Source organism: Actinoplanes auranticolor, from assembly GCF_018332655.1.
In the GTDB taxonomy this organism is placed as follows: Bacteria; Actinomycetota; Actinomycetes; order Mycobacteriales; family Micromonosporaceae; genus Actinoplanes; species Actinoplanes auranticolor.
Genome location: NZ_BOQL01000022.1, coordinates 74,062 through 101,061, shown reverse-complemented (window position 1 = coordinate 101,061; position 27,000 = coordinate 74,062). Strand labels below are relative to the sequence as shown.

Annotated in this window: 25 protein-coding genes and 1 pseudogene; 12 read left to right on the top strand and 14 right to left on the bottom strand. The window is 72.6% G+C overall.

Annotation, left to right across the window (positions count from 1 at the left end; genetic code table 11):
- Position 1: 1 nt before the first annotated feature.
- The 5 genes and pseudogenes from Aau02nite_RS46400 to Aau02nite_RS13985 form a co-directional block, all read right to left on the bottom strand.
- Positions 2-354 (bottom strand): annotated as a pseudogene (locus tag Aau02nite_RS46400) (LLM class flavin-dependent oxidoreductase); the annotation flags it as partial.
- A complete protein-coding gene (locus tag Aau02nite_RS14000) occupies positions 306-557 on the bottom strand; it encodes a hypothetical protein (RefSeq protein WP_212988838.1) in 252 nt (83 codons plus the stop codon). The gene Aau02nite_RS14000 and the pseudogene Aau02nite_RS46400, both read right to left, overlap by 49 nt.
- Positions 558-1,073, bottom strand: a complete 516-nt coding sequence (locus tag Aau02nite_RS13995; protein ID WP_212988879.1) for a flavin reductase family protein — start codon at positions 1,071-1,073, stop codon at positions 558-560.
- A gap of 110 nt (positions 1,074-1,183) precedes the next feature.
- Complete coding sequence (locus tag Aau02nite_RS13990; protein WP_212988837.1) at positions 1,184-2,182, bottom strand: LLM class flavin-dependent oxidoreductase; 999 nt, start codon at positions 2,180-2,182, stop codon at positions 1,184-1,186.
- Positions 2,182-2,511, bottom strand: a complete 330-nt coding sequence (locus tag Aau02nite_RS13985; protein WP_212988836.1) for an acyl-CoA dehydrogenase family protein — start codon at positions 2,509-2,511, stop codon at positions 2,182-2,184. Before Aau02nite_RS13985 ends, Aau02nite_RS13990 begins: the two co-directional genes overlap by 1 nt.
- A gap of 111 nt (positions 2,512-2,622) precedes the next feature.
- On the opposite strand from Aau02nite_RS13985, the gene Aau02nite_RS13980 reads away from it, so the two are divergent.
- The 5 genes from Aau02nite_RS13980 to Aau02nite_RS13960 all read left to right on the top strand — a co-directional run bounded on the left by Aau02nite_RS13980 (position 2,623) and on the right by Aau02nite_RS13960 (position 7,858).
- A complete protein-coding gene (locus Aau02nite_RS13980; protein ID WP_212988835.1) occupies positions 2,623-2,871 on the top strand; it encodes a hypothetical protein in 249 nt (82 codons plus the stop codon).
- A gap of 344 nt (positions 2,872-3,215) precedes the next feature.
- Positions 3,216-3,776, top strand: a complete 561-nt coding sequence (locus Aau02nite_RS13975) for a winged helix-turn-helix domain-containing protein (RefSeq protein ID WP_212988834.1) — start codon at positions 3,216-3,218, stop codon at positions 3,774-3,776.
- Positions 3,777-4,077: 301 nt separating this feature from the next.
- A complete protein-coding gene (locus tag Aau02nite_RS13970; RefSeq protein WP_212988833.1) occupies positions 4,078-5,346 on the top strand; it encodes an FAD/NAD(P)-binding protein in 1,269 nt (422 codons plus the stop codon).
- A gap of 212 nt (positions 5,347-5,558) precedes the next feature.
- On the top strand, positions 5,559-6,602 hold the full coding sequence (locus tag Aau02nite_RS13965; RefSeq protein ID WP_212988832.1) for a S1 family peptidase: 1,044 nt from the start codon (positions 5,559-5,561) through the stop codon (positions 6,600-6,602).
- An 80-nt stretch (positions 6,603-6,682) separates the two neighbouring features.
- On the top strand, positions 6,683-7,858 hold the full coding sequence (locus Aau02nite_RS13960; RefSeq protein ID WP_212988831.1) for a cytochrome P450: 1,176 nt from the start codon (positions 6,683-6,685) through the stop codon (positions 7,856-7,858).
- A gap of 47 nt (positions 7,859-7,905) precedes the next feature.
- Here Aau02nite_RS13960 and Aau02nite_RS13955 read toward each other — a convergent pair whose 3' ends face one another.
- The gene (locus Aau02nite_RS13955) at positions 7,906-9,741 is read right to left on the bottom strand and encodes a ricin-type beta-trefoil lectin domain protein (RefSeq protein ID WP_212988830.1); all 1,836 of its coding nucleotides are present in this window, start codon (positions 9,739-9,741) and stop codon (positions 7,906-7,908) included.
- A gap of 228 nt (positions 9,742-9,969) precedes the next feature.
- On the opposite strand from Aau02nite_RS13955, the gene Aau02nite_RS13950 reads away from it, so the two are divergent.
- Positions 9,970-11,133, top strand: coding sequence for an outer membrane protein assembly factor BamB family protein (locus Aau02nite_RS13950; protein WP_212988829.1), 1,164 nt, complete (start codon positions 9,970-9,972; stop codon positions 11,131-11,133).
- A gap of 40 nt (positions 11,134-11,173) precedes the next feature.
- Entirely contained in the window at positions 11,174-12,220 is a 1,047-nt protein-coding gene (locus Aau02nite_RS13945) for a protein kinase family protein (protein WP_212988828.1), read from the top strand.
- Here Aau02nite_RS13945 and bla read toward each other — a convergent pair.
- The 3 genes from bla to Aau02nite_RS13930 form a co-directional block, all read right to left on the bottom strand.
- Positions 12,171-13,052: a class A beta-lactamase gene (gene bla / locus Aau02nite_RS13940; protein ID WP_212988827.1), complete on the bottom strand. Its 882-nt coding sequence runs from the start codon at positions 13,050-13,052 to the stop codon at positions 12,171-12,173. The genes Aau02nite_RS13945 and bla overlap by 50 nt on opposite strands.
- A 61-nt stretch (positions 13,053-13,113) precedes the next feature.
- Positions 13,114-16,176: a glycosyl hydrolase gene (locus Aau02nite_RS13935; protein WP_212988826.1), complete on the bottom strand. Its 3,063-nt coding sequence runs from the start codon at positions 16,174-16,176 to the stop codon at positions 13,114-13,116.
- Between the two features lie 202 nt (positions 16,177-16,378).
- Complete coding sequence (locus Aau02nite_RS13930) at positions 16,379-17,137, bottom strand: hypothetical protein (protein WP_212988825.1); 759 nt, start codon at positions 17,135-17,137, stop codon at positions 16,379-16,381.
- 179 nt (positions 17,138-17,316) lie between these two features.
- On the opposite strand from Aau02nite_RS13930, the gene Aau02nite_RS13925 reads away from it, so the two are divergent.
- The gene (locus Aau02nite_RS13925; RefSeq protein WP_438841130.1) at positions 17,317-18,168 is read left to right on the top strand and encodes a serine hydrolase; all 852 of its coding nucleotides are present in this window, start codon (positions 17,317-17,319) and stop codon (positions 18,166-18,168) included.
- Here the strand turns inward: Aau02nite_RS13925 and Aau02nite_RS13920 are convergent.
- Genes Aau02nite_RS13920 through Aau02nite_RS13905 form a run of 4 tightly spaced genes read right to left on the bottom strand, consistent with a single transcriptional unit; the run spans position 18,165 to position 20,918 of the window.
- Positions 18,165-18,758, bottom strand: coding sequence for a DedA family protein (locus tag Aau02nite_RS13920; protein ID WP_246595124.1), 594 nt, complete (start codon positions 18,756-18,758; stop codon positions 18,165-18,167). The genes Aau02nite_RS13925 and Aau02nite_RS13920 overlap by 4 nt on opposite strands.
- Entirely contained in the window at positions 18,755-19,531 is a 777-nt protein-coding gene (locus tag Aau02nite_RS13915) for an MBL fold metallo-hydrolase (RefSeq protein WP_212988824.1), read from the bottom strand. Before Aau02nite_RS13915 ends, Aau02nite_RS13920 begins: the two co-directional genes overlap by 4 nt.
- Positions 19,528-20,034: a DUF1990 domain-containing protein gene (locus Aau02nite_RS13910; RefSeq protein ID WP_212988823.1), complete on the bottom strand. Its 507-nt coding sequence runs from the start codon at positions 20,032-20,034 to the stop codon at positions 19,528-19,530. The genes Aau02nite_RS13915 and Aau02nite_RS13910 overlap by 4 nt, the downstream gene beginning before the upstream one ends.
- The gene (locus tag Aau02nite_RS13905; protein WP_246595123.1) at positions 20,031-20,918 is read right to left on the bottom strand and encodes a YndJ family protein; all 888 of its coding nucleotides are present in this window, start codon (positions 20,916-20,918) and stop codon (positions 20,031-20,033) included. The genes Aau02nite_RS13910 and Aau02nite_RS13905 overlap by 4 nt, the downstream gene beginning before the upstream one ends.
- 95 nt (positions 20,919-21,013) lie before the next feature.
- On the opposite strand from Aau02nite_RS13905, the gene Aau02nite_RS13900 reads away from it, so the two are divergent.
- From Aau02nite_RS13900 to Aau02nite_RS13885, 4 genes are read left to right on the top strand one after another with little or no spacing between them, the layout of a single operon-like run.
- A complete protein-coding gene (locus Aau02nite_RS13900) occupies positions 21,014-21,985 on the top strand; it encodes a diacylglycerol/lipid kinase family protein (RefSeq protein WP_212988822.1) in 972 nt (323 codons plus the stop codon).
- Positions 21,982-23,040: a YihY/virulence factor BrkB family protein gene (locus Aau02nite_RS13895; protein WP_212988821.1), complete on the top strand. Its 1,059-nt coding sequence runs from the start codon at positions 21,982-21,984 to the stop codon at positions 23,038-23,040. Before Aau02nite_RS13900 ends, Aau02nite_RS13895 begins: the two co-directional genes overlap by 4 nt.
- Positions 23,041-23,086: 46 nt before the next feature.
- Positions 23,087-24,613 carry a phosphatase PAP2 family protein gene (locus Aau02nite_RS13890; RefSeq protein WP_212988820.1) on the top strand — a complete coding sequence of 509 codons (1,527 nt, stop codon included), beginning with the start codon at positions 23,087-23,089 and terminating at the stop codon, positions 24,611-24,613.
- Entirely contained in the window at positions 24,610-25,389 is a 780-nt protein-coding gene (locus Aau02nite_RS13885; RefSeq protein WP_212988819.1) for an endonuclease/exonuclease/phosphatase family protein, read from the top strand. The genes Aau02nite_RS13890 and Aau02nite_RS13885 overlap by 4 nt, the downstream gene beginning before the upstream one ends.
- Here Aau02nite_RS13885 and Aau02nite_RS13880 read toward each other — a convergent pair.
- The gene (locus Aau02nite_RS13880; protein ID WP_212988818.1) at positions 25,384-26,970 is read right to left on the bottom strand and encodes a GGDEF domain-containing protein; all 1,587 of its coding nucleotides are present in this window, start codon (positions 26,968-26,970) and stop codon (positions 25,384-25,386) included. The two genes, Aau02nite_RS13885 and Aau02nite_RS13880, sit on opposite strands and share 6 nt — an antisense overlap.
- Positions 26,971-27,000: the final 30 nt, after the last annotated feature.

Here is a 27,000-nt window from a genome sequence, read left to right as displayed (position 1 = left end):
GCGCGTGGTACTCGGCGATCCGCTCGGCGACCTCGGCGTGGCTGCCGACCAGCGCGGTGCCCGCGCCGGCCGGACCAGGCCGAAGCCGGCCCACAGGTTGGGGGAGACCTCGAGCGAGTCGCCGCCGGCCAGCCGGGCCATCCGGCGCTGACCCTCCGATTCGGTACGGGCGAAGCGCTCCCGCGCCGCGGTGACGGCGGCCTCCGGCACCCGGTCGAGCAGGGCGCGCGCCGCCGCCCAGGCCTCGCCGGCGGTGTCTCTGGTGATGACGTGCAGCCTGATCCCGTACGTGAGCCGGCGGCCGGTCAGCGCGCGCACCGCGGCGAGCTTGGCGTCGACCGCGTCCGGCGGCTCACGGGATTCGGCGGCTCCCGCGTCGTCGCGCCCTCGATCCGGTAGTGCTCGCCGGTGAAGCCGAGCCGTTCGGCCGCGCGGGCCACCAGCGCCAGGTAGCCCAGCTCCGGCGGGCGTTCGGTGCGCACGGTGGCCGCGGCCTGCCCGCCGGTGGTGATGCCGTGGCGGTCCCCGGCGGTGGGCAGGAACCAGTGGACCTCCATCTACGCCGACCGCTGGAGGTGCGCGTACGTGCCGTCGTGGTAGACGAGCGGGGTGACCGTCGTGTCCTCGTGGTGCTCGCCCAGCTCCGGCGCGGCCAGCACGATGGTGTGATCGCCGGCCTCCACCCGCTGGGTCACCCGGCACACGATGCGGGCCAGTACACCGTCGAGCAGCGGCACCCCGTCCGGTCCGGGCCGCCAGGTGCCGTGTGCGGCGAAGCGGTCGATGCCGCGGGTCGCGAACGTGCGGGCGACGTGCTCCTGCTCCAGGGTCAGCACGTGCACCGCGATGGTGCTCGCGGACTCCACGGCCGGCCACGCCGAGGCGGTCTTGGCCAGGCAGAACGAGACCAGCGGCGGGTCGAGCGAGACGGACGTGAACGAGGTGGCGGTGAAGCCGGCCGGGGGCTCACCGGGGGCGGTGATCACGACGACGGCGGCGGCATGGCGACGCAGCAGCGCCCGGAAGAGGTCGGCGTCCACGGCACGGTCCTGGTGGAGAGGGGTGACAGTCATGGTGGTCCCCTGAGCAGCGACGAGGGAGCGGTGGGCTAGTTCCTGCCTGACGAGCGGGATGAGGTGCCGGCCGTAGTCGACCGCGTCGTCGACGGGGTCGTAGCCGCGGATCAGGATCGTGGTGACGCCGAGGTCGACGTAGTCCAGCAGGACCCGGGCCACGGTCTCGGGCGAGCCGACCAGGACGGTCGAATTGCCCCGGGCGCCGCCGGCCCGGGCCGTGGCCATCCACAGTGCCCGGTCGTGCCGGTCGCCCTTGGCGGCCGCCGCGTGCAGGCGTTGCGAGCTGGCGTTCTCGGGGTGCGGCCCGCCCAGCACGCGGGTCTCGTCCCGGTGAAGGAGCCCTTGCCGCCCTTGCTCTCGGTGATGGTGGCCAGGATCCGCTCGGCCCGCTCCCGGGCCAGCTCGTCGGTCGCGGCCAGGATGAGCCGGAACGAGACGCTGATGCCCAGCAGGCCCCGCCCCGCCGCGGCGGCCGAGGCCCGCACGGCGGCGATCTGCTCGGCGGTCTCCTTCAGCGGTTCGCCCCAGAGGGCGAAGACGTCGGCGACCGCTCCGCCGGTGCGGTACGCCGCTGGTGAGGAACCGCCGAAGTACAGCGGGATCCGGTGGGCCGGCTGGGCGAGCAGGGAGAAGTCCTCGAAGCGGTAGAAGCGGCCCTCGTGCGTGAACGGCTCCGGCGACGACCAGGCGCGGCGCAGGATCCGCAGGTACTCCTCGGTGCGGGCGTACCGGTCGTCCTTGCCCAGGTAGTCGCCGTCGCGGCGCTGCTCGGCGTCCGAACCGCCGGTGACGGTGTGCACGGCGACCCGTCCACCGGAGAGCTGGTCCAGTGTCGCGAAGGTCCGCGCGGCGGTCGTCGGGGCGACGAAGCCGGGCCGGTGGGCGATGAGCAGCCCGAGGCGCTCGGTGTGCGCGGCGGCGTACGCGGCCACCTGGGTCCCGTCCGGCGTGGACGAGCCGTAGCCGATCAGCACCCGGTCGAAGCCGCCGTCCTCGTGCACCCGGCTGAACCGCCGCACGTACCCCGGGTCGATCGGTGGCCCGGTGGGGCCGCGGGTCTCGGACACGTCCCGGGTGCCGATCATGCCGACGAACTCGACGGTCATCAGGAATTCCTCTCGAGCAGGGCGCGACCGGCGGCGGTGAGGACGACGTCGTCCTGCGGGGTGTGGATCAGGGCGACGGAGGGATCGCCGTGGCCGAGGGCGGTGAGGACGCGGACGGTGTCGGCCAGGCCGCCGCCCGGCCCTCCGTGCCCGGTGCCGACGGTGAGGGTGAGCAGGCCGGCCTCGTGCACCACGGCCAGGCCGGCGTGCGGGAGGTCGGCGGTCCGGTCGTGCTGTTCGGCGTGGGCAGCCAGGGCCGCGGCCACGTCCACCAAGTGGGAAAGCCGGGGCGTCGGCAGAGCCTGGGCATCCGCGGCGGGGGTGGGCATGGTCCAAACCGTGCCCTCCTTGCAGCACGGGTGTCAACGGTGATCCCATATCCTAGTGAACCTATGGGCTTTGTTTAACATGCAGAACTTGGATGGGTCAGAGTTCCGGCCATGTCCACTCCCACCATCGCCGCCACGGTGAAGGCCGGCGGCGCGGCGGGCAACTCCACCGCCCTGGTCGGTACGCCGGACACGGTCGCCCGGGCCCTGCTCGACTATCACGACCTCGGCGTGACGACATTCCTCATCCGCGGTCACGACCCGCTGGACGACGCGATCGACTACGGCCGCGAAGTGATTCCGGCCGTCCGCGCGGAAATCGCCCGCCGGGAGGCCGCCGCATTAGCGGTGATCGCCTGAATGGCATTGTGCCGATCATCACTGAATTGGTGACTCCCGCATCCTGGATTTGTTTTGACCCCCGGCCATCGAGTGTGAAGGATGAGGACATGCAGCTGCGCGACGTACGACTCACGTCCCGCCTCGCCATCGACCTCCTCCGGTGCGCGAGCGCACGCTGTCGGGCCTATTGATCCACCGGCGTCCATGTGCCCGCCGCGACCCCGCGGTGCGAGAGCCACGGTAGCCCGAAGGAATGATCCTCGACGCCGTTCCGCGTCTATAAACCTATCCCACACATGGGAAAAGTATTGTTCAGGCGCCGGTCGGGACCCGGTCGGCGGCCAAATCTCCGGAGGGCAAACATGTCCGTTCTCGCCGTCGCCGATCCGTCCCTGGCCCGCCCCGCCCCGGTCCGCCGCGGGGCCGGCCGTCCCCGCGCCGCCCGGCTGCGGGCGCTCGCCACCCCCGACTCGTCGGTCACCGTCACCATCACGCTGGGCGCGCCCGGCTCGGAGGAGAGCGAGCGGGTCCTGACGGCGCTGCGTGACCTGGTCGCCGCCGCCGGTCCCGGCGCGGACATCGACCTCGCGCCGGCCGCGGCCCCGCCGGTCGTGCTGCCGGACGCATCCGGCCTGCAGCTCGACACCCGCGCCCGCACGGTGGCCCTGGACGGCAGGCGGCTGGACCTGAGCCGCCTCGAGTACGAGCTGCTGGTCTTCCTGTCCCGGCACCCGCGCCAGGTGTTCAGCCGCAGCCAGCTCCTCGGGCACGTCTGGGGACACGCGCACACGACGGTCCGCACGGTGGACGTGCACGTGAGCCGGCTGCGCACCAAGCTCGGCAACCCGGAGATCGTGACCACGGTCTACGGCGTCGGCTACCGCCTGTCCGACGACGCCCGCATCACGATGGCCGACGCCTGACCCGGGCCGGCCTCCGGCTTTCGCCGGCGCGGCGTACCTCGGCCCTTTGCCGTCGCAGCCGCGATGGCAGTCGCCGGCCTCGGCGCGTTCGCCGCACCGGCACCAGCCCCAGCGCACTGGAAGGCCCGGCCGTCACGTCATCGAGCGGTGACGAACTACGAAAACCGCACCGCCCGCTGAGATCGGGCGTTCCGGCGGCGGCTCTGTTCCTGATGCCCTCATCGGAGCGGTTCCGCTGCGGCGCGCCACTGGCACCCATAACCTGTTTTGCCTATCGTGTTGATAGGAGAGAGGGGGCCTCATGGGGCGTGTGGTGGCAGTGGTCGGGGGAGGTTGTTCGGGGGTCCTGGTGACCCGCGAGCTGCTGCGCGGTGGCGATGACGACGTGGTGCTGATCGAGCCCGGCAAGCCGGGCGGCGGGGTCGCGTACGGCGCCGCGCGCCCGTGGCACCTGCTGAACTCGCGGGCGGGGGCGATGAGCGCCGACCCGGACGACCCGGGCCACTTCGTCCGCTGGGCCGGCACCACCCCGGCGGCCTTCCGTCCCCGCGCGGAGTACGGGCGCTACCTGCGCTCGGTCATCGAGGAAGCCGACCGTGCCCACCCCGGCCGCCTGCGGGTGCGCCGGGCCCGGGTGGCGGCGCTGGGCCCGGACGGCACTGTCGCGCTGGACGACGGCGGCGCCCTGCACGCCGATCACGTGGTGCTGGCCACCGGCGCCCCGGCGCCCGCGCGCCAGCCCATCGATCACCCCCGGTACGTGACCGACCCGTGGCGCCCCGGCGTGCTCGACGCGCTGCCCGCCGACCGGCCGGTGCTGCTCATCGGCACCGGGCTCACGGCCGTCGACGTGGTGCTGACCCTGACCGCCGACGGGCGCCGGACCGCTCCGGTGGTCGCGGTCAGCCGGCGGGGACTGCTGCCGTTGACGCACACCGCGGACGCCGTTCCGCCGGCCGTACCGTCGCTCGACGACTGCGCCACCCTGCGCGACGTGGTCCGGGCCGTGCGCGCCGCCGCCGGTGAGGCGGGGGACTGGCGGCCTGTCGTGGACGGGTTGCGTCCGCTGCTCGATCAGCTGTGGACCGCCCTGACGCCGGGCGAGCAGGACGCGTTCCTGCGGCACCTGGCGCGCCCGTGGGAATGTCACCGGCACCGGATGGCGCCCGAAGTGGCGGCCCGGGTGGTGGAGCTGCGCGCGGCCGGCCTGCTGGAGATCCGGTCCGGTGGGGTCGCGGCGTGGCCCGGCCTGGCGGATTTCGCCGCGGTGGTCAACTGTGCCGGCCCGGGGCGGCTCCCGGGTGCGGGCGGCCCGCTGGTCGGCGGCCTGCTGGCGGCCGGGCTGGCCCGGGTGGGCCCGCACGGCCTCGGCCTCGACATCGACGAGGCGGGACGGCTGGTCGGGGCCGACGGCCGGGCGCACGACCGGCTCTGGGTCATCGGGCCGCTGCGCCGGGGCGCGCGCTGGGAGACCACCGCCGTCCCGGAGATCCGGGCTCAGGCCCGGCGGCTGGTCACCGATCTGCGCGCCGGGACGCGCATCGCCGCCGCGTTCCCGGCCGCCGCGTAGCGCGCTGACCGGCCCGGTCGGCATCCCGAAACGGGCATAGCCTAGTGATATGACGACCCTGTTTCCGCAGCTCGGGGTCGGTTTGAGGGGTGTTGCCTTCACATTGTGGAAACAATGCCCGACCTTGAGTCCACATCGAAACAGCTCAATACTCAGGGAGGCACCGGTACACCGGAGACCCGGCGTACCCCCCGTCCCCCTGGGAGGAACCTGTGCGTAACCCCGGCTCGAAGCTCGGCCGACCGATCGTCGGCCTGGCCGCCGTTTTGCTGGCGGGCAGTGCGTTCGCGTCACCCGCGTCCGCCGCCCCGACCGGCCCCGCCGCCGACCCGTCCTTCGCCCCCTCCGCGCTCGCCACCACGCTGGACACCCGGCTCGGCGCGTCCGCGGCCGGCTCCTACGTCGACTCGGCCGGCAAGCTCGTGGTCAACGTGACCGACGCCGCCACCGCCAAGTCGGTTTCCGCGGCCGGCGCGACCCCGCGCTACGTCACCCACAGCGGCGCCGCGATGGCTGCCGCCGACTCCACCCTCAAGGCCGAGCTCAAGACGCCTGGTACCTCGTTCGGCCTGGACCCGGTCAGCAACAAGATCGTGGTGACCGCCGACGAGACGGTCACCGGCGCCAAGCTCGCCGCGGTCAAGGCGATCGTGGCCAAGCTCGGCGACAAGGCCACCCTGGAGTCGGTGCCCGGCAAGCTGCAGCCGACCATCTCCGGCGGTGACGCCATCTACTCCGGCACCGGCCGGTGCTCGCTGGGCTTCAACGTCCGCAGCGGCTCCACGAACTACTTCCTGACCGCCGGGCACTGCACCCGCGGCAGCTCCAGCTGGAACAACGGCTCCGCGACGCTCGGCACCACGGCGGGCTCCAGCTTCCCGGGCAACGACTACGGCATCGTGCGCTACACCAACACCACCATCACCAAGACCGGTGGCGTCGGCTCGCAGGACATCACCTCGGCCGGTACCCCGGCTGTCGGTGCGACCGTCTACCGCCGCGGCAGCACCACCGGCACGCACTCCGGCCGGGTCACCGCGCTGAACACCACGGTCAACTACCCCCAGGGCTCGGTGAGCGGCATGATCCGCACCACCGTCTGCGCCCAGCCGGGTGACAGTGGCGGCCCGCTCTACGCCGGCACCACGGCGCTGGGTCTGACCTCGGGCGGCAGCGGCAACTGCTCCTCCGGCGGCACCACGTACTTCCAGCCGGTCACCGAGGCCCTGAACGCGTACGGCGTCTCGGTCTTCTGATCCGGCTCCACACCGAGAAAGGCCCCACCCGGGAAGGGTGGGGCCTTTCCCATGAGCCCGGTAGCGACGAGAATCGATGCATGTCAGCTGAGACCCCGGTCGAGTCCGCCCGCAAGATCGCACGAGGGGACCTGGCCCCCGGCTGCCCCGCCCACGCCGGCGCCGACGAGGTCTGGCACGTCCAGGACTTCGCCGGCGCCCGGTCGGTGCTGCGCAGCACCGAGACCCGGCAGGCCGGCTTCGGCGTGGAGAACGCCGTCAAGCTCGAGGGCCGGATGCGCATGCCCGTCCTCTACCGCGACGGCCCGGAGCACCGCGAGCACCGGCGGCAGACCGCGAAGTACTTCACCCCGAGACGGGTCGAGACGGCGTACGCGTCCCTGATGGACCGCCTGGCCGAGGAGCAGTGCGAGACGCTGCGCCGGCGCGGCACCGTGGATCTCTCGCAGTTGTCCTTCCGGCTGGCCGTGGCGGTGGCCGCCGAGGTCATCGGGCTGACCGAGAGCGGCCCGGGCATGTCCCGCCGGCTGGACCGCTTCTTCGAAGAGAAGGAGAGCCCGCACCGGCTGGTCAGGTCCTGGAAGGAGATCCGCTCCAACGCCAACATGGCGCTGTTCTTCTGGCGGGACGTCCGCCCGGCGATCAAGGCCCGCAAGCAGCACAGCCGCGACGACCTGATCAGCCATCTGCTGAGCGAGGGCTGCACCAGCGGGGAGATCCTCGGCGAGTGCGTCACCTTCGCGGCGGCCGGCATGATCACCACCCGCGAGTTCATCACCCTGGTGGCCTGGCACCTGTTCACCGACGACGAGCTGCGTGCGGCGTACACCCAGGGCGACGAGAAGCAGCGGGTGGCGATCCTGCACGAGATCCTGCGCCTCGAGCCGGTGGTGGCCAACCTGGCCCGCTGGACGACGGCGGAGCTGCGGACGGGCGACGCGATCATCCCCGCCGGGGCGCGGGTCGACATCGGCGTGGCGGCGGCCAATCTGGACCCGGCGGCGGTGGGCACCGATCCGGGTGCGGTCTGCCCGGGCCGGTCGCTGGCCGACGGCGTCGGTGACGCGGGACTGTCGTTCGGGGAGGGGCCGCACCGCTGCCCCGGGGCGTACATCGCCATCCAGGAGACGGACATCTTCCTCAGCAAGCTGTTCGCGCTGCCGGGCCTGCGCATGGTGCGGCCCCCGAAGGTGGGCATCCGCAAGGAGATCGCGTCGTACGAGCTGACCGGTCTGATGATCACCACCGGCGGCTGATCGGGCGGGTGTGCGTACCCGGAGAAGGCGCGCACACCCGCCGCCGGTCACGCCGGCAGGGTCCAGCGCTGGTTCGTGGCGCCGGTGCAGGCCCAGATCTGCAGCTTGGCGCCGTCCGCTGTGCTGTTGTCCCTGATGTCCAGGCACTTGCCGGAGGCGGCGTTCACCAGCGTGCCGCCGGAGGTGGAGCTCCACCGCTGGTTGGCCCCACCGGCGCAGTCCCACAGCTGGACGGCGGAACCGTCCGCGGTGCCGTTGTCCTTGACGTCGAGGCACTTGCCCAGCCCGCGGATCGTGCCGTCGGCGGCGACGGTCCAGCGCTGGTTCGGCCCGGCGGTGCAGGCCCACATCTGCGGGAGGTTGCCGTTGGCGGTGGAGCCGTCGGTGACGTCCAGGCACTTGCCGTTGGCGCTGGTGACGGCCCCGGTCCGGCCGGTCGGCGGGTTGGTCGCGGGGGGCGTGGTGCCGCCGCCCGTGCCCGGCCAGGTGAAGGTGGCCATGGCGCCCGCGGGCAGCCGGTAGCCGAACGACGCGCCCTGGTACGAGACCCGGAAGTCCTGGTCACCGCCGGTGTTGATGGCCACGAGCGCGATGCTGCCGTCCGGGTTGCGGAACGCGACGTTCTCGATGCCGCCCTGGCCGTACCCGGTGGAGTCGATCCGGACCGCGCCCGGCTTGACGAACTTGCTCAGGTGGCCGAGGACGTAGTACTCGGCGTTGTAGGTGACGCTGCCGCCGTTGACGGTGACCACGCCCATGCAGTTGGTGCAGCTGCCGATCACCGGCCCGTGGTTGGCGTCCAGGGCGAGGTTCCAGAGCGAGACGGTACGGGCCCAGTTGCGGGTCGCGCCCACGGCCAGGTTGCGGCCCTGCCACCGCAGCGAATCCGCGAAGGTGCTGGCCGACTCGACGCCGGAGCACTCGGTGAAGAAGACGTCCTTGGCCGGCTGGGCGTTGTGCACGACCGACTGGGCAGCGGGGTCACCGGCGTAGCAGTGCCAGGCCGAGCCGGCGACGTTGCTGCCGGCGGCGTTGTTGACCGTCTGCGGGTACGACGTGTTGTCCCAGTTGTGGTCCCAGCCGAGGATGCGGGTGCTCAGCCCGGCGGCGCGCAGCTTCGGCGCGAGCAGGTTGATGACGCGGGCCTGCTGCTCGGCGGACATCAGCATGCCCGGGTAGCCGGGCGGGGAGAACTGCGGCTCGTTCTGCACGCTCAGGTAGCCGATCGGGATGCCCGCGGCCTGGTACGCCTGCACGAACTTGACCAGGTAGTCGGCGTAGACGCCCTCGTTGGCCTGGGCCAGCGACCCGCCGATGAGGTTGTTGTTGGTCTTCATCCACGCCGGCGCGCTCCACGGCGCACCCTTGAAGGTGAGCTGGGGATTGAGCTGCCTGGCCTGCTGCAGCAACGGCAGGATGTACGCGTTGTCGTGCGCGGTGGAGAAGCGCGACAGCGACGGATCGGCGGCACCGTCGTCGTAGGTGTAGAACGACCGGGAGAAGTCGCTGGCCCCGATCGGCTGCCGGACGAAGCTCAGGCCGATGCCGCTGCCGGTGCCGAACAGCGCGTTCATGATGGTGTTGCGCTGTGACGAGTTGTAGACGTTGTACGCGGCCGCGTCGGTGAACGACGCCCCGAAGCCCACCATGGACTGGTAGGTGGTGCCGGGGTTGACCGTGATCGTCGAGCCGCTGCCGGTCGTGCCGAAGGCGACGGCCGGTTTCTGGGTGAGCAGGTTGCCGCGGTCCGGGGTGGTGAGCCAGACGTCGGCGCTCGTCGCGGCGAAGGAGGCCGTGCCGGCCGCGACCACGTAGGCCGCGGCGCCCACGGTCACGACCGCGGAGGCGGCCAGGGCCAGCAGTCGTCGGCTGCGTTCTGCCATGAGATGTCCTTTCGGGGGCGGGGACAGCTGTAACAGTGTGAAACAAGTTCGTAACACTGTTGTTCTCAGAACACCGGCCCTCGGCCTGGTTGTCAACCGGGCAGCATGGGTCAACGTCGATGAAACAAATGAAACTCAAAGTGGGTGATCATGCGCAAAGACGCGTCCCGGAGGCGGTCCACCCGTTTACGTTGACGAGGTCCGAGCCGCTCGATCTCTGGAGGACCGTTGCCCGTCCTACCCGCTCTCGGCGTCGCCCTGGTGGCCGCCGGTGTGCTCGCTGTGCCAGTTCCCGTCCAGGCTGCCGTCGCGGCGGAGTGGACGCAGCCCGGCTACGGTGCCGAGGACGCGTACTACAACCCCGGCGAGTCGGTGATCAACGCGACCAGCATCAACGCGGTGCGGCGCCGGTGGACCGTCGCGCTGCCCGAGGCCCGGGAACGGTGTGCGCGGGCGGCCGTGCCCGTGGTCGCCGGTGGCCGGGTCTTCGTCGCCCAGGAGACCGGCGTGTCGGCGTACCAGGCCGGGACCGGGCGGCTGTCGTGGCGTTTCACCTGGCCTTCGCCCGAGGACGAGAGCACTCCGTACCTGGCGGTCTCCGGCGGCCTGCTCATCGTGGCCAACCAGGACTGCCAGTCACAGAGCGACCCGGACGGCACGGTCCGCGCGCTGCACACCGGCTCCGGCCGGCTCGCCTGGACCCGGCAGCTGCCGGCGCCGGTGGAATCACTGGTCGTCGACCGGGGAATCGCCGTGGTCTCCGGGAAGTCGATGTCCGACACCGCGGCGGTGACCGGCCTCGCGGTCAGCGACGGCACCCAGCGCTGGCAGGTCACCGAGCACGCCTCCGCCGGGGTGTCGGCCGGCGGCCGGGTGCTGGTGAGCCGGGTCGGAGCCGCCGGCACGTCGGCGCTGTCCGTGACGACCGGCGCGGTGGTGTGGACCAAGAAGACCGCCTGGACCGGGCAGGCGGCGGCCCCGGCCGGGGACCGGTTCTTCGCCTCGGGCAGCCGCAACGAGATGGTCTGCGTGGACGCCGCCACCGGCGACGTGCTGTGGACCGCCGCGCGCAAGGCGAGCCCGCTCGTCGCCGCCGACGACAGCCGCGTCTACCGGTCCATGGGGAACCGCGTCGAAGCCCTGGACGCCCTCACCGGCCGGCGCCGGTGGACGGTGTCCCTGCCCGGCCAGGCCGGCCAGCCGGTCCGTGCGGGCGGGCTGCTCTACGCCACCGTGGACGGTCGCAGGCCGCTCGGCATCCTGCGCGCGTCGAGCGGCGCCCGGGCCTCCGCCGGCACCCAGATCGGCGCGATCGCCGGCGGCAACGTCATCGTGACCGGCGGCTGGATCTACGCGCTGAAGGGCAACACCATCTCCGGGTACGCGAGCTGACCCGGTTGACCCGTTCCCCGCGTTCGCCAAGGATCTCGGGGTGGAAGCAGACCAGGGCAACGCCGGTTCACTCGCGTCCCGCCTCGACCGGCACCGGGCCGTCGCCGCCGCCCTGACCGCGCTGGACGACGGCGACCTGGCCGCTCGGGTCGACACCGCGACGCCGCTGGGCGTGGGGATCGGCGGCCGGACCGCCCGGCTGGACGTGGCCGGGGTGCCGGTGTTCGTGAAGCGGATCCCGCTGACCGACCGGGAACGCCGTCCCGGGCACGTCGGCTCCACCGCGAACCTCTTCGGCCTGCCCACCTGCTACCAGTACGGAGTCGGCTCCACCGGCTTCGGCGCCTGGCGGGAACTGGCCACTCACCACACCACCACGCAGTGGGTGCGTGGCGGGGTGTCGGCCCGGTTCCCGCTGTTGCACCACTGGCGCGTCCTGCCGTCCCCGCCCGCCACGCTGCCGGACTTCGGCGACTGGGACGGCGACCCGGCCGTGGCCGGCCGCATCGCCGCGATCGAGGCCGCCACCGCCGGGGTGGTGCTGTTCCTGGAGTATCTGCCGCAGAACCTGCACGAGTGGCTGACCGAGCGGTTCGACGCCGGCGACGGTGCACGGGCCACCGCGTTCGCCGAGCGCGAGCTGAGCGCTGTCACCGACGTGCTGCGGGCGCACGGGATGGTGCACTTCGACGCCCACCCGGGCAACCTGCTCACCGACGGCCGCCGGCTCTACCTCTCGGACTTCGGGCTCACCCTGGACGGCGCGTTCGCCCTGTCGGACGCCGAGGCGGCCTTCCTCGACCTGCACCGCGACTGGGACCGCTGGGACACCCGGAGGTACCTGGTCAACTGGCTCTGCCACCGGCTCGCGCCCGGAGCCGGCCGGCCGGCGCTGATCAGCGCCGGCGGACCCGGCCTGCCGGCCTGGGCCGGCGCGGTCCTCCGGCGGTACGGGCCCACCGTCACGCTGCTCAACGACTTCTACGGCCGGCTGCTCGACGGGCCGGCGACCGCCCGCTATCCGGCGGCGGAGCTGCTCACAGCCGGCCGAGCGCGGACGCCAGCAGCGTCGCCGCCGAGGCGATGACCGCGTCGTCGCGGGTGCCGTCCGGCGCGGTGCGGTTGGTGTAGATCGCCAGGATCAGCGGGGCGCCCGTCGGCGGATGGACGATCGCGATGTCGTTCGCCGCGCCGTACGCGTCGGCGGAGCCGGTCTTGTCGCCGACCGTCCAGGACGACGGCAGACCCGCGCGGATCCGGGCCGCGCCGGTGGTGTTCGCGCGCAGCCAGCCGGTCAGCCGGTCGCGGTCACACGGGTGCAGTTCGTGCCCGGCGGTCAGGTTACGCAGGTTGCGGGCCATGGCGGCCGACGTGGTGGTGTCCCGCGGCGAGGCCGGCGACCAGTCGTTCAGCTCGGTCTCCCACCGGTCCAGCCGGGTCACCGGGTCGCCGAGGCCGCGGGCGTACCGGGTCAGGCCGGCCGGGCCGCCGATCCGGGCGAGCAGCAGGTTGCCGGCCGTGTTGTCGCTGTACGCGATCGCCGCGTGGCACAGCTCCGCCACGGTCATGCCCTCCGCGGTGCGCGGCTCGGTGATGGGGGAGTATTCGACCAGGTCCGCCTCGGTCCAGCGGATGACCCGCTCCAGCAGGCCCGGCTCGCGGCCGCGGGCCCGTTCCAGCACCGCCGCCGCGGCGAGCACCTTGAAGGTGGACAGCAGCGGGAAACGCTCGTTCGCACGGTGCCCGACGGTCCGGCCGGTGCCCGTGTCGATCGCGACGGCACCGATCCGGCCGTCGTAGTCCCGTTCCAGCCGGCGCAGGCCGGTGGCGGCCTGCGCCGGGGTGCCGGGCAGGAGCAGCAGGGCCGCGGTCGCGGCGCCGCCGGTGAGCAGGGTCCGTCGAGTCAGGTGATCACTCATGCGACCCACCCTGCCGTTTTGTCCGTGAAAGGGACGTGAAACGGCAGGGTGGATCACGCGGTCAGGCGGTCGCCCAGAGCGCCGGCACGTTCGTCGGCTCCCAGCCCACCAGCGACGTGTGCGCCTGCAGGCACCGGTAACGTGCGCCGTTGTAGGTGACGATCGCGCCCACCGGGTAGGCGGTGCCGGCCGCCCACGCGGTACCGGCCGGCGCAGTGGTGGGCGGGTTCGTGGTCGGCGGCGTCGTGGTGGGCGGCGGGTTCGTGCCGGGCGGGGTCGTGACGGTCCCGCAGGTGCCGAACACCTTGAACTCGAACAGCGAGTAGCCGTACGGCGTGCCCCGCTCGGTGCCGGACATGCGCACGTAGCGGGCGGTGCCGGAGATCGCGTGGGTGACGTTGCCGCCGGTCCCGGCGGTCACCGTCGCGGCGTTGGTCCAGCTCGTGCCGTTCGTCGAGGTCTGGATCCGGTACGCCCTGCCGTACGCGGCCTCCCAGCTCAGCTCGACGCGGCCGAGCGGCTGCGCCGTGCCGAGGTCGACCTGCAGCCACTGGGGGTCCGCGAACGCGCTGGACCAGCGGGTGCCCGTGTCGCCGTCCACCGCGAGATTCGCGGGGTAGCCGGCCTCGATCGAGGACGAGGTAGCCGTCTTACCCTGCGAGAGCAGCGGCCCGGTGGTGCAGGCGGGCGGGGTCGTGGTCGGCGGGGTGGTCGGCGGCGTCGTCACCGTTCCGCCGCCGTTGGCGTTGCCGCCGCTCCAGTTGTTCGCGCCGCTGGCCACGGTCTTGCCGGCCGGGACGCTGAGCGAGCGGCCGTCCGAGAAGGTCACCGTCAGCGCGGTGTTGGTGATGTTCGACGCGACGTACGTCTTGGCGCCGTTCTTGCTGAACACCTTGGCCAGCGGGTGGTTGGCCGTCACGCCGGTGTCGACCTGGCCGAGCGCCGCGAGGTTGCGCAGCCAGTGGAACGTGTGCGCCTTGCTCTCGCCCTCCTCGGAGGTGTACGAGCTGTTGGCCCGGAACTTGGCCAGAGCCGCGTCCGGATCACCGAGCGCGAGGTACTGCCACAACATGTCGCGCCACAGTGTCGGCTCACCGCCGTTGTTGCGCACGAGCTCGGCGTACGTGCTCTTCACCGACTCGGGGTAGTCGCCCAGGTAGAGCTGGCCACCGGTCATCGGCAGCATGTTGATGCCCACGATCAGGGCGTGCTCACCGGAGAACCAGGTCGCGTACGCGCCGCCGGAGCCCCAGACGATGGCCGAGTAGTTGTGGCCCCAGTTCGCCGGGAAGTTCTCGTTGCGCACGTCGAACCAGTACTCGTTGATCGCCGCGGCCTGGGTGGTGTGGATCCAGATGCCGGCGTCGCGCACCGTGGTGTTGCCGGTGGCCTGACCCCACTGGATCAGCGCGTTCGCGAAGTTCTGACCCTCCGAGGAGGACTCCTGGTTGTTGCCCGCGCCGAACGCGCCGTGCCCGGAGGCCCAGTCGTGGCCCGCGTAGATGTCGAAGTCGCGCAGGTACGGGAAGCGGGTGTCGTTGCGGTCATAGTTGTTGGCGTCGCGGATGAGCAGGTCGACCATGCCGCCGTAGCGGCCGGCCGAGGCCCACTGCGGGTCGAACTTGGCCAGGGTGGCGGCCGCGGCGATGAAGTAGCCGTAGTGGAAGTGGTGGTCGTTGAGGTCCTCGTCGGAGGCGTACGAGGCGGGGTAGCCGATCAGCGTGCCCCACTTGTTGTCGTAGTAGAAGACCCGCGCGGCCTTGCCGGGCGACGCGGTGAACCAGTCGGTGATCCGGGTCCGGATGACGTTGAGCGCCGAGTCGCGGACCGCGGTGAGGTTGAGCTGGTCGGCGATCTCCGCGATCCGGGCGGCCCGGCCCAGGCCCTTGCCGGTCCAGTAGGTGTCGTCCCCGCGGAAGTCGGCCGGGTTGTTGAGCTCGTTGTTGAGGTACGTGGTGATCTGCGACAGGTCCGCGCCGGAGGAGTCGCCGACGGCGGGCACCTCGGGCAGCACACCGGTGTACTTCATGGACGTCTGGAACGACGTACCGATGAGGGTCTTCATGGCACCGCGCGGCGAGACGTAGGTCTGGGCGAGCGGGGAGCCGCCGGACAGGTAGCGCCACTGGTGCGGGTAGAGCGAGATGACCGTGCCCGAGCCGCTGCCCTCGCGGGCGGTGGTGGTGAAGCCGTACGTGGTGTTCACCGTCCCGCCGGCCTGGTTGTAGGTGTACGAGACCCGGGTGCCGGTGACGTGGTTGTGCGCGACCGCGCCGTAGCGGTCGGCCAGCGCCGTCTTGTCAGCCGTGCTGGTGCCCGAGGTGGTGGGCAGCACCGCGACCGAGAAGTAGCCGCGACCGGCCAGGCTGGACCGCAGGGTGTTCCCGCTCAGCGCCCAGGTGGAGCCGGCCGGGCCGTACGCGACGTAGTCGTGCCCGCCGATCGACCAGCCGACCCGGTTGCCGCTGTTCTGCCACACCGTCGGCGGCCCGACGACGGAGATCAGCGCGTCGCCGCCGGTCACCTGGTAGTAGGACATCGGCAGGCCGTGGCCGATGGTCGCCTTCAGGGTCCGGGCGCCGTCGCTCCAGGACGGCGTGACCGTCCAGTCGCTCCAGCCGTCCACCAGGGCCCGCGGCGCGTTCAGCCCGGCCACTCCGACCACCACGTGCTGGGCGTACGGGAAGTGGTACTCACCCAGGCCGGTCGGGCTGCCGCTGATCGCGGCCTGCGTCTGGTACGAGAGCCCGAGCCCGCTCGCCACCGGCTTGTACGCGGCCGGGTGGGCGTACAGGGGCTGGGAGAAGTTGCACTCGTCGCCCTTCTTGAACACCAGCGAGGACCACCAGTCGTTGGTGGGCACCGCGCCGGCCGGCGCGTTCGCGGTGAGGAACTGGCGCGGGTTGGTGGCGATGTCGCCGCAGCCGGTCGGCAGCTTGGCGCCGGCCGGGAGGGTCTCGGTGTAGCTCCCGGCGCCGATGGTCCCGGCTTCGGCGGAGCTGGTGACGACGACCGCGAGGGCGCCGGAGCCGAGGGCGACCACGACGGCGGTGGCCAGGCCGGCGAGCCGGCCGGACCGGCGCCGCCGACGGGGTACGGGGGAAGGGGGGAGCGGGGATTTCATAGCCAGTGCCTCCGATGGGGACGGGGGTCGCCGGAGCCGCGGCAGGGGACCGCGGACGAGCGTGAGAGCGCTCTCAGGGTGTCGCGAGATTAACCGTCACCCTGTGTTTCGTCAATGTTTACAAACGTGAATAGGTCCTGGTCAGCGAGGATTTGCCGACATTTGTGCGAGCGCGCAGCCCACCGCAGCGATCGAACGGGCCCTAGCGGCCGTTGGTGGCGTCGTCCTCGGCCACGCGCTCCTCGCCGCGGCGGCGCAGCATCTTGAGGCCCGGCAGCCCGATGATCGCCAGGTGCAGGTCGTTGGTGACCTCGAGCAGCGAGTGCAGGTCGGGACCCACCTGGTCGAGCTTGCCGAGCAGCGGCATCACGTCCTCGGTGAGGTGCTTGCGCAGCTGGGGCAGCTCGTCGATCATCCGGATCGCCGCGGTGACCTCCTCCGGCGTCAGCTCCTCGATGAAACGCACCGCCAGCGGGGCTGCCCGGCGCAGCGCGGGTGCGTACCCGTCGAGCAGTGTGCGGGCCTCGACCGAGGTCGCGGACGCCTGCTGGACCACCCCGGACGCCGCGTCGGTGATCCGCCCGGCGTCGCTCACGAGGGCGGAAGCGCCGGTCACGGCCGCGGCCGCGCCGTCCACGGTCGCCGAGGCGCCGTCCACGACCAGCGCCGCCCGGGCCGCCACGGCGGTGGCCTCGTCGACGGCCAGCGCCGCCGCGGCCATGATGACCTTGGTGTCGCGCAGGGTCTGCTCGATGTCGCCCACCACGCCGTCGACCCGGCCGATCAGGCCCTCGGCCCGTTCGGCCAGCAGGGTCATCCGGCTGACCAGCAGTTCGGTCTGCCCGAGCAGGCCGAGCAGGCGGAAGGGGATGGTGGCCGCCGAGGCCGCCGTCTCCACCACCTGACCGACCGCGTACCGGGTGAGCTGGACGAGGGCGACAGGTGACGGGAGCAGGGCCATGAGCCCATTGTGCCCGCCGGGACCAGTGACAAACCGTGAGGGAGATCAAGCAACCGGTAGTAGCTTTTGGCATCCCGCGCCGGGCACGGCACTATGCATGGGTGCGACGAACCCAGCTCTGGATCTTCGCGATGGCGGCACTGGTGATCGTGGGCGGCGCGTCCCTGATCGGTTTCGGTATGCGCGACGACAGCGGCGGCGCCGGCGGCGGTGTGCTGCCCCGCTCGCTCACCTTCGGTGACGACCCGTCACCGAAGGCCTCGCCGACCCCGACCGGCCCCAGCCCGGAGGAGCTCGCCGCCCGGCAGCGCGCCAAGCGCGTCAAGGCGCTCGACGCGGCCCTGAAGAAGCTCGACGCCACCTCCCCGGAGTTCTCCGTCGCCGTGCTCGACAAGAAGACGGGCCAGCGCTATTCGTACCGGGGATCCGAAAAGTACGACACCGCCAGCATCGTGAAGGTGCAGGTGCTCGCGTGCGCTCTGCTGCAGGCCCAGGACGCCGGCCGCAAGCTGTCGGCCGGTGAGCTGGCCCTGGCCAAGCCGATGATCCGGCTCAGCGACAACAACGCGACCACGTCGCTGTTCACCAGGCTCGGCAAGGTCCCGGCGGTCAGCAAGTGCAACAAGCGGCTCGGCCTGAAGCAGACCGCGGTCAACAGCGCCTGGGGCCTGACCAGGACCACGGTCGACGACCAGGTGAAGCTGCTCTCGGAGCTGGTCGACACCAAGGGACCGCTGGACGCCGGCTCGCGCAAGGAAGCGTTCAACCTGATGAACACGGTCGACGACACCCAGGACTGGGGGGTGCCGGCGGTGGCCGAGCCCGGTGAGACGACCACGGTGAAGAACGGCTGGGACACCCGGTCGGCGGACGGCGGCCTGTGGGCGGTGAACACGGTCGGCCGGGTGACCTCGGACGACGACGTGGACGTGTCGGTGGCGGTGCTCTCGCACAACAATCAGTCCATGGACGGCGGCATCACCCTGGTGGAGAAGGTCGCCAAGCTGACCCGCCAGCACCTGAAGTACTAAGCGGTCTCGGCTTCCGCCTCGGTGGCGGCCTGGCGGGCGGCGCGGCGTTTGCTGATCAGGCTCACGATCTGGCTGATGATCAGGACCAGCAGGATCGCCGCGACCACGCCCTCCCACGGCTCCGGGAAGATCGAGCCGCCCACCACGCCGATGGCTGCGTAGACCGCCGACCACAGCGCGCACGCCGGCACGTTCGCCACCACGAAGGTGCGCCAGCTCAGGCCCAGGAACGCCGCCGCCAGCAGCACCGGCACCCGGCCGCCGGGCAGCAGCCGGGAGACCAGCAGCACCGGGATCTGACTCTTCTGCAGCCGTTCCTTCACCGCCGCCAGGTGTTCCTCGTCGCGCAGCCAGCGCAGCCGGCGGGCCAGTTGCTCGCCGCCGGCCCGGCACATCGCGTACATCACCAGGTCGCCCGCGTACGCCCCGCTGGCGCCGGCCGCGATGGTCAGCAGGATCAGCAGCGGGTGGTCGTGGAAGGCCAGCGCGGCGGCTCCGCTCACCGCCGCGCCGGTGGGCACGATCGGCACGATGGCGCCGAAGGCGACCACCAGCGCCAGCCAGCCCATGGCTCCGAGCTCGGAGATCACGTGGCCGGCTCGAAACTGAGCGTCTCGCCCTGGGCGAGGACCCGGACGTGGGTCTCCGGGGCGGCGGCAGCGGCGCGCCGGGCGAACTCCGTGCCAGGGTCGTGGAACATGTGGGCCCGGAAACGGCCCATGCCGGCCGGCCAGAACGTGCCGTAGTGCACCGGGACCGCCCAGGCCGCCTTCACCCGGCGCAGCGCCTCGGCGCCGTCGGCCGGGTCCAGGTGGCCGTGCGCGCCGAGCGTCGGCCCCCAGCCGCCGACCGGGACCAGCGCCAGGTCCAGCGGGCCCAGCGAGGCCATGCCGTCGAACAGGCCGGTGTCGCCGCCGTACCAGGTGCGGGCCGCGCCCTCCACGATGAAGCCCATCGCGACCGAGCGGAGCTTCGACCACGGGCCGCGCCCGCCGTCGTGGGCCGCCGGCACCGCGCGCACGGTGACCGCGCCGACCGTCGTCTCCTCGCCCGGCTCCAGCTCGACGCAGCGCTGCGCCCACTCGCGGCCCAGGCCCCTGGCGACGAAGCCGGTGGCGCCGCGCGGCAGGATCAGCAGCGGCTCACCGGGCACCGCGCGCAGCGACGGCAGGTGGAAGTGGTCCGCGTGCAGGTGCGACACCAGCACCGCGTCCGGCGGGCCGGGCAACCGCGGCGTCGGCCCGGCCATCCGGCGCAGGTGGATCAGCCGGTCGGTGAGCAGTGGGTCGGTGAGCAGGGAGACACCGGAGTCGGCCAGCCACATCGTGCTGTGCCCCCACCAGGTGACGCTCGTGTCGCTCACGATCCAACCGTACGGGACCGGGCACAGAGCCGTTTGACGGCACGGCCGCACAGCCGGGCGTACCCGTGCTGGGCCAGCACCGCGACCGGACCGCCCAGCCGCATCGGCAGCCGGGCCGGGACGCTGAACGCGGTCACCGCGAACCAGATCCGGCCGTCGGCGTCCCGTTCCACAGTGAAGGACTCCTCGCCGCGGGCCTGGTGGCCGGGCAGCGTGCCGTAACCGAAGCCGGCCCGGTCGCGGTCGTCCGCGGCCCACACCACCTGGCACGGCACGACCAGCGGGCCGAGCCCGACGGTGACGCCGACGCCGGGCGCGGCACGGTCGGCCGTCGCGCGGATCCGGGCGCCGGTCGCGCGGTGCATGCGGAAGGTCAGGATCGCGTCGGCCGCCGCGGCGAAGTCGGCCCGGTCCAGCTCCGTGCGGTAGTGCAGGTGCCGGTAGCCCGGCGGCAGCGGCTCGTGCCGGGTCGCGCCGACCTCGGCGTAGGTGAGCTCAGTCATGGCGTCCCTTCCTCGTGTCCCAGGTATGCCCCGGCGCGGTGCCGGCCCACCATGGCGCAGACCGCGAATCCCAGCGCGTTCGCCACTCCGTGGGTCGCGGCCATCCAGGCCAGCGACGGGTGCGGCAGCCCGGTGGCCTCGCCCAGGGCCCAGCTCACGGCCAGCGCCATGGAGGCCGCCAGCACGACGGCCGAGCAGCCCAGCAGCAGCGCGGTGAGCCGGTCCGGGGCGGTGCGCGCGTACCGCCAGGTCAGCCAGCCGACGGTCCACATCCCCGCGGTCAGCACGATGGCCCCGGCGAGCTCGACCGCCTCGGCGGTGAAGTAACCGAGCAGCACCAGCAGCGTGCCGGCGGGAACGGTGAGCGCGGCGGCATCGGCGGCCCGGCCGGGCGTCAGCTGACTCTGCCCGTCCGACCGCCCCGCCGCCACCCTTGACCGGACTGAAGACTCCAACCCGGCGATCAGGGCCGCGGCGAACCCGGCGAAGTGGAAGTGCGCCACGGTCAGCGTGAGGATGCCCAGCTCGAAGCCGAACAGGTGGTAGCCGGCGCGCTCGGCGATCAGGGCGCTCGCCGCGACGGCCGGGCTGATCAGGGCGGTGAGCACGGCGGCCTCGGTGGGCCACTCGCGGCGGGGGCGGACCGGGCGGCTGAGCGCGTACGCACACAGCACGGCCGCCGCCACGGCGTAGACCGTCGCCAGGCTGGTGGCCACCGTCCCGCGCGGCAGCCAGAGGCTCACTGCGCCGGCGACGGCCCCCACCGGCCAGCAGCGCCGGGCGAAGGCCAGCGCGGGGTCACGGATCAGCCGCAGCCCGGCCGGCACGACCACCAGCATGCCGACGGCGACGAGCAGGTTGACGAGCACCCACACCGACCCCACCCCCTCATTCTTGAACGCGTTCAAGTAACTGAATTCACTCTAACGCACGCGCACCCGGGTCGCCGTTGTGATGTGTGTCCTGCACACTGACGGCCGTGACAGGACTTCGCTCTGCCGTGATCTACAACCCCGTCAAGGTCGACGACCTCGACCTGCTGCGCCGCATCGTCCAGGAGGGCGTGGCCCGCGTCGGCTGGCCCGAGCCCACCTGGCACGAGACGACCCCGGAGGACGCCGGCCGCGGCCAGACCTCCCAGGCGGTCAAGGACGGTGCCGAGCTGGTGTTCGTCTGCGGTGGCGACGGCACGGTGATGGCCGCGGTGACCGCGCTGGCCGGCACGGACGTCGCCCTGGCGGTGCTGCCCGCCGGCACGGGCAACCTGCTCGCGGCCAACCTGGGCCTGGGCACCGACGCCGCCACCGGGGTGGAGGTCGCGATCGAGGGCGGCCGCAAGCGCATCGACGTCGGCGCCGTCGGCGACCAGTGCTTCGCCGTGATGGCCGGCATGGGCTTCGACGCGCAGATGCTCGAGGGCACCTCGGACACGGCCAAGAAGCACATCGGCTGGCTGGCGTACGTCGGTGGCGCTGCCAAGCACTTGCGGGACCGCCCGATGCGGGTGCGCATCGTCATCGACGGCGGCGCGCCCATGCCCCGGCGCCCGCGCTCGGTGATCGTCGGCAACGTGGGCCGGTTGCAGGGCGGCGTCCGGCTGCTGAGCGAGGCCGAGCCCGCCGACGGCAAGCTCGACGTGGCCATCCTGAGCCCGCGCAGCCTGCGGCACTGGGCCGAGCTCGGCTGGGCCGTGGTGCGCCGGCGCAAACGCGTGCCGTTGATGGAGACGTACTCCGCCGAGCGCGTGGAGATCTTCAGCAACCGGGCGCAGCCGCGCCAACTCGACGGCGACCTGATCGATCCGGGCAAGACCCTCAAGGTCCACATCCGGCACCGGGCGCTGCTGCTCTGTGTGCCGCAGCCCGCCGGCGACCCCGACCTGGCGTACGACAGCAGCGCGGCGAAGCGGGCCGCCGAGGGGGTGCGCGCCGCGGCTGAAGAAAAAGCATGAGCAGCACGGAGCCGGTCCCCGAGACCAGGATGATGCCGGGGGACGAACTCTCCGCCGACGACGCGTTCCTGGCTCTGCGGCACTACGGACGCTGGCCGCTGGTGCGTGACGCGTTCGTCCGGTTCCGGTACGGCGACGGATTCAGCCACTCCCGGGCCTTCGCCCTGCAGCTCTGCCTGGCCATCGTGCCGTTCCTGATCGCGCTGTCCGGCCTGGCCACCGACCTCGGCGTCGAGGAGGGTGGCCAGGTCGTGGCCGACACGGTCATCGCGCTGACCCCGGGCGCCAGCGAGCCGCTGGTCACCGAGCTGCTCGAGGACGACGAACGCACCGAGGAGGCCGGTGAGCTGGCCCTGGCCCTGGGTCTGATCACCGGGCTGTTCGCGCTCACCACCGGCATGGCCCAGATCGAGCGCGGCGCCAACCGCATCTACGGCGTCGAGCGCGACCGGCCCGCCCTGCCGAAGTACCTGCGCTCGGTGGTGCTGGCGCTGATCGCCGGCCTGCCCGCGCTCTTCGGCTTCCTGCTGCTGGTCGCCGGGCACTCGGCCGGCGAATCCATGGCCCGGCAGTTCGGGTGGGGCGACGGCGCCATGACGGCGTGGACCCTGGTGCGCTGGCCGCTGAGCCTGCTGCTGATCGTCTTCGCGGTGGGGCTGCTGTTCCGGCACTCGCCGCGGCGCAACCAGCCCGCGCTGACCTGGCTGCTGTTCGGGGCCGCCCTGTCCACGATCCTGTGGTGGCTGGCCAGCCTGCTGCTCGCCGGCTACGTACGCGTCAGCGACGGCTTCGGCGCCACCTACGGCCCGCTGACCGCGATCATGGCGCTGCTGCTCTGGGCCAACCTCACCGGCATCTCGCTGTTCTTCGGGCTCTCCTTCGCCGCGCAGCTGGAGGCCCAGCGGGTCGGGGTCGTCCGGCCGGCTCAGCACGACCAGTGGGAGCCGGGAGGGGACACCGACCTGAAGGGCTTCGACTCCCCGGCGCCGGACGCGGCGGACGGGGAGATGCCCCGTCAGCGCGACCCCGGTGTGAGCGCGGAGTCGAAAGGGTAAGTCCCGCCGCACCACCGCGTGACCCCGATACGAGCAGGAGCCGACGATGTCCACCGACGAAGGCAGGATCCACAAACGGGTCGGCTGGGCGCCGTTGCGGCACTTCACCGAGCGCAGCGTCCTCGGACTGCTCGCCGTCATCGCGGTCGGGCTCGGCTTCGGCCTGCTCCTGCTGCTGGTGCGGCTGCGCTGGGCACCCCTGCAGAGCTTCGACCGGAGCGTGGCCGACGCGCTGAACGAGCTGGTCGCCCCGCACCCGCCGCTGGTCACCGTGCTGGAGGCGCTGACCGATCTCGGCGGCCGGCCGGTGATGATGTGGCTGGTGACAGTGGCCGTCGTGCTGCTGCTGATCCGCCGGCGGACCCGCCTGGCCGTTTACCTGGTCGTCACCGGCGTCGGTGCGCTGCTGCTCGACCCGTCGCTCAAGACGCTGGTCGGCCGGCTGCGCCCGGTGGTCGACGTGCCGGTGGCCGGGGCGCCGGGCAACAGCTTCCCGAGCGGGCATGCCCTGGGCTCGTTCGTCGCGTACGGCGCGCTGCTGCTGGTCTTCCTGCCCGCGGTGGCGCCGCGCTGGCGCAAGGCGGTGATCGCGCTGGTCGGGCTCATCATCGTGACGGTCGGCGTCACCCGGATCGCGCTCGGCGTGCACTACCTGTCCGACGTGCTGGCCGGCTGGCTGCTCGGCGCCGCCTGGCTGGGTGTCACCGCGTACGCGTTCCGGGTCTGGCGCCGCGAGGTCGGCCAGCCCGTCCGCCCGCTGGAGGAGGGGCTCGAGCCGGAGGCGGCCCGCGACGTCACCCCGGCGCCGGACGAGGAGAAGCTGCTGCCGCACCCGTGGGCCAGGGCGGCCGAGCTGATCGTCGGCTGGGTCTTCGTCTTCGGCGTGCTGTATCTGCTGGGCTGGGCCGTCACCAACCACACCCGGGGCACCTGGATCCGGTCCGCCGACGAGGGTTTCGTGCGCTGGCTGCAGACCTTCCGCACGCCGGCGCTGGACGACTTCAGCCACCTGTGGAGCAAGGCCGGCGACACCCACATGATCCTGCTCGTCTCGCTGGTGTTCTGCCCGCTGGTGCTGGCTCTTTGGCGGCGCTGGCGCCCGGTGCTGTTCGTGGTGCTGGCCATGTTCGGCGAGCTGAGCCTGTTCCTCACCACGGCCGCCGCGGTGGGCCGCCCGCGTCCGCCGGTCGAGCAGCTCGACGGGCAGATGCCCACCTCGTCGTTCCCCTCCGGGCACATCGCCGCCACCATGTGCCTCTACGTCGCCATCGCCATCCTGCTCGTGCCGCGGATCCGGGCCTGGTGGCGCTGGGCCTTCGTGGCCCTCGCGGTGATCATGCCGGCCGGGGTCGCGCTCTCGCGGATGTACCGCGGCATGCACCACCCCACCGACTTCCTCGGTGCCGGCGTGCTGACCGCCTGCTGGCTCACTCTGCTCTGGTACGTGCTGCGGCCCAACGCCGACGTCGGCGACGGCAACCGGGCCGACGCCGGTGAGCTGACCGAGCGGGACGCCCACCGCGACCTGACCGAGACGACGGTGCCCGCCGGTACGCCCGAGGCGGTGCGGTGACGGTCCGCTTCCTGACCTGGAACATCCGTACCGGGGGCAGCGGCGGCCGGCTGGACGCCGTGGTGACTCTGCTGCGGCGGGAGAGGCCGGACGTTCTGTGCCTGCAGGAGCTGCGCGGTTTCCCGGGCCGGCGGATGCGGGAGGTGGCCGCCGCGCTGGGCATGACGCCGTTCCTGGCCCGCTCGGTGTTCGGGCAGAGCGTCGCGGTGCTGGTCCGGCCGCCGCTGCGGATCGTGGACTGGTCCGGCGTCCGGTGGCGGCTGCACCACGCCGCCGCGGCTGTCCGGGTGCCGACGACCGCCGGTCAGCTCACGGTGGTCAGCACGCATCTCAACGCCATCTCGCCGTACCGGCGGCTGCGCGAGGCCCGCTTCCTGGCGGCGCGGTACCGGCCCGGCAAGGGGCCTGTGCTGCTCGCCGGCGACCTCAACTCCCTGGACCCGGGCACGGACCACACCGGGCGGCTCGCGGCCCTCAGCGGGCCGTACCGCCGCCGGCACACGACCCCGGACGGTACGGCGGACACCCGCGCGATCGCGGCGTTCACCGGCGCGGGCTTCGTGGACCTGTGGCCCAGGGCCGGGCGGGGCGACGGGCACACGGTGCCCACGACCCGCGGTGGCGGCCACGAGTTCTCCGCCACCGGGATGCGGCTGGACTACCTGATGGCCTCCCCGCCGGTCGCCGAGCGGGCCACCCACGCCCGGGTGCTGCGCGGCGCCGAGGCCGAGTACGCCTCCGACCACTACCCGCTCGCCGTCGACCTCGAGCTATAGGTCCGCCACGACCCGGTCGCGGCCCTCGCGCTTGGCCACGTACAGGTTGCGGTCCGCCAGCGACATCAGCGACGACGGGGTGGCCCGGCCCTCCGGCGCCGTCGTGACGCCGATGCTCGTGGTCACCGGCATCGTCCCGGTCAGCGGCTCCCAGGCGTGCGCCCGGATCCGTAGCCGCAGCCGCTCGCAGCAGTCGGCCGCCTCCTCGGCGGTCATGCCCGGCAGCACCAGCAGGAACTCCTCGCCACCGATCCGCGCGGCGATCATCGGGCCGCTCACCGCGTCGGTCAGCAGCCGCGACACCTCCTGCAGGACGGTGTCGCCGGTGCTGTGCGACAGCGTGTCGTTGATCCGCTTGAAGTGGTCCAGGTCCAGGATCGCCAGCGACAACGGCGTCCGCCGGGCGACGGCCTCGCTCAGCAGGGCGGGCAGCCGCTCGTTGACGTACCGGCGGTTCCGCAGGCCGGTCAGCGCGTCGCGGTGGGCCATCTCCCGGAAATGCTCGCTGGCCCGGCGCGCCTCGGTCGCCTCGAAGACCGCCTGCAGCGCCCGGGCCTGCGCCTCCCGCTGCCTCGAGTTCAGGGCGTTGGCCGCGGCGTAGAAGGCGCGGTGCTCGTCGTAGGCCTCCTGATACCGGCCGGTGGCGGCGAACAAGGCCGCCTGCTCCTCGCGGATCTGGGCCCGTACCCGGTCCAGGCCGCGCTCCTCGGCCAGCGCCACCGCCGCGTCCAGGGCCTCCTGGGCGGCCCCGTAGCGGCGGCTGAGCCGGCGCGCCTCGGCCAGGGTGAGCATGCAGACCGCCGGGGCGTCGCCCTCGTGGCTGAGCAGCGCGGAGGTCGCGCCGTCGAGGATGATGTGCAGAGCCTGCTCGGCCGCGTCGTAGTTGCCGCTCATCATCTCGATCCGGGCAATCGTGTCGATCTCCAGCGCCCCGAAGTCGCGGCCGCTGCGTTCCCGGACCTCGTGCATGTGCCGGATGAGTTCCCGGGCCCCGGGCTCGTCGCCGTTCTCGAAGGCCGTGTAGGCCATGTTGTTGAGGATGTTCATCGTCAGGTCGAGGTCGCCGATCTCCGTGGCGATGGTGAGCGCCTCGCGGAACCGGCGGTCACCCTCCTCGGTCGAGCCGCTCTCGTCCAGCGCGACGGCCAGCCGCATCAGGTGTAGCGCCCGGACGTTCTGCGGCTCGTCGTCGGTGAGGTTGGCGACGCACTGCACCGCGTGGCTGAGCCCCTCGGACAGGTCGCCGATCTGCCGGTAGAACAACGACAGCACCCGGTGCGCGCGGGCCAGCAGGAACGGGTGGTCGTGCTGCTGGGCCCAGGCCAGCACCTGGTGCGCGCGCCGGCCACCCTGCTCGGACCGGCCCTCCCGGACCAGCGACATGGCACGCAGCAGCCGTGCCCGCATGGCGAGATCCCCGGCACCGAGCTCGTCGGCCCGGCGCTCGATCAGCGCGGCGGGCGTCGCCAGCGAACGGAACTGGGACGGCGGACGGTCCTCGAGCTCCGCCAGGGTGGCCTCGAGCGTCGTCCGCTCGTGCACGGCCACGGCGCCGGCTGTCTCTGCCGCCTCCGTCGTCACTCGCGTTCCCGCTTTCCCCGTTGAGTCCCC

What these genes read in the sequence shown, in the direction of transcription:
- Aau02nite_RS14000 (WP_212988838.1), bottom strand. Translation starts at nt 557, where the DNA reads ATGGAGGTCCACTGGTTCCTGCCCACCGCCGGGGACCGCCACGGCATC.
- Aau02nite_RS13995 (WP_212988879.1), bottom strand. Translation starts at nt 1,073, where the DNA reads ATGACTGTCACCCCTCTCCACCAGGACCGTGCCGTGGACGCCGACCTC.
- Aau02nite_RS13990 (WP_212988837.1), bottom strand. Translation starts at nt 2,182, where the DNA reads ATGACCGTCGAGTTCGTCGGCATGATCGGCACCCGGGACGTGTCCGAG.
- Aau02nite_RS13985 (WP_212988836.1), bottom strand. Translation starts at nt 2,511, where the DNA reads ATGCCCACCCCCGCCGCGGATGCCCAGGCTCTGCCGACGCCCCGGCTT.
- Aau02nite_RS13980 (WP_212988835.1), top strand. Translation starts at nt 2,623, where the DNA reads ATGTCCACTCCCACCATCGCCGCCACGGTGAAGGCCGGCGGCGCGGCG.
- Aau02nite_RS13975 (WP_212988834.1), top strand. Translation starts at nt 3,216, where the DNA reads ATGTCCGTTCTCGCCGTCGCCGATCCGTCCCTGGCCCGCCCCGCCCCG.
- Aau02nite_RS13970 (WP_212988833.1), top strand. Translation starts at nt 4,078, where the DNA reads ATGGGGCGTGTGGTGGCAGTGGTCGGGGGAGGTTGTTCGGGGGTCCTG.
- Aau02nite_RS13960 (WP_212988831.1), top strand. Translation starts at nt 6,683, where the DNA reads ATGTCAGCTGAGACCCCGGTCGAGTCCGCCCGCAAGATCGCACGAGGG.
- Aau02nite_RS13955 (WP_212988830.1), bottom strand. Translation starts at nt 9,741, where the DNA reads ATGGCAGAACGCAGCCGACGACTGCTGGCCCTGGCCGCCTCCGCGGTC.
- bla (WP_212988827.1), bottom strand. Translation starts at nt 13,052, where the DNA reads ATGAGTGATCACCTGACTCGACGGACCCTGCTCACCGGCGGCGCCGCG.
- Aau02nite_RS13935 (WP_212988826.1), bottom strand. Translation starts at nt 16,176, where the DNA reads ATGAAATCCCCGCTCCCCCCTTCCCCCGTACCCCGTCGGCGGCGCCGG.
- Aau02nite_RS13930 (WP_212988825.1), bottom strand. Translation starts at nt 17,137, where the DNA reads ATGGCCCTGCTCCCGTCACCTGTCGCCCTCGTCCAGCTCACCCGGTAC.
- Aau02nite_RS13925 (WP_438841130.1), top strand. Translation starts at nt 17,317, where the DNA reads ATGCGCGACGACAGCGGCGGCGCCGGCGGCGGTGTGCTGCCCCGCTCG.
- Aau02nite_RS13910 (WP_212988823.1), bottom strand. Translation starts at nt 20,034, where the DNA reads ATGACTGAGCTCACCTACGCCGAGGTCGGCGCGACCCGGCACGAGCCG.
- Aau02nite_RS13895 (WP_212988821.1), top strand. Translation starts at nt 21,982, where the DNA reads ATGAGCAGCACGGAGCCGGTCCCCGAGACCAGGATGATGCCGGGGGAC.
- Aau02nite_RS13890 (WP_212988820.1), top strand. Translation starts at nt 23,087, where the DNA reads ATGTCCACCGACGAAGGCAGGATCCACAAACGGGTCGGCTGGGCGCCG.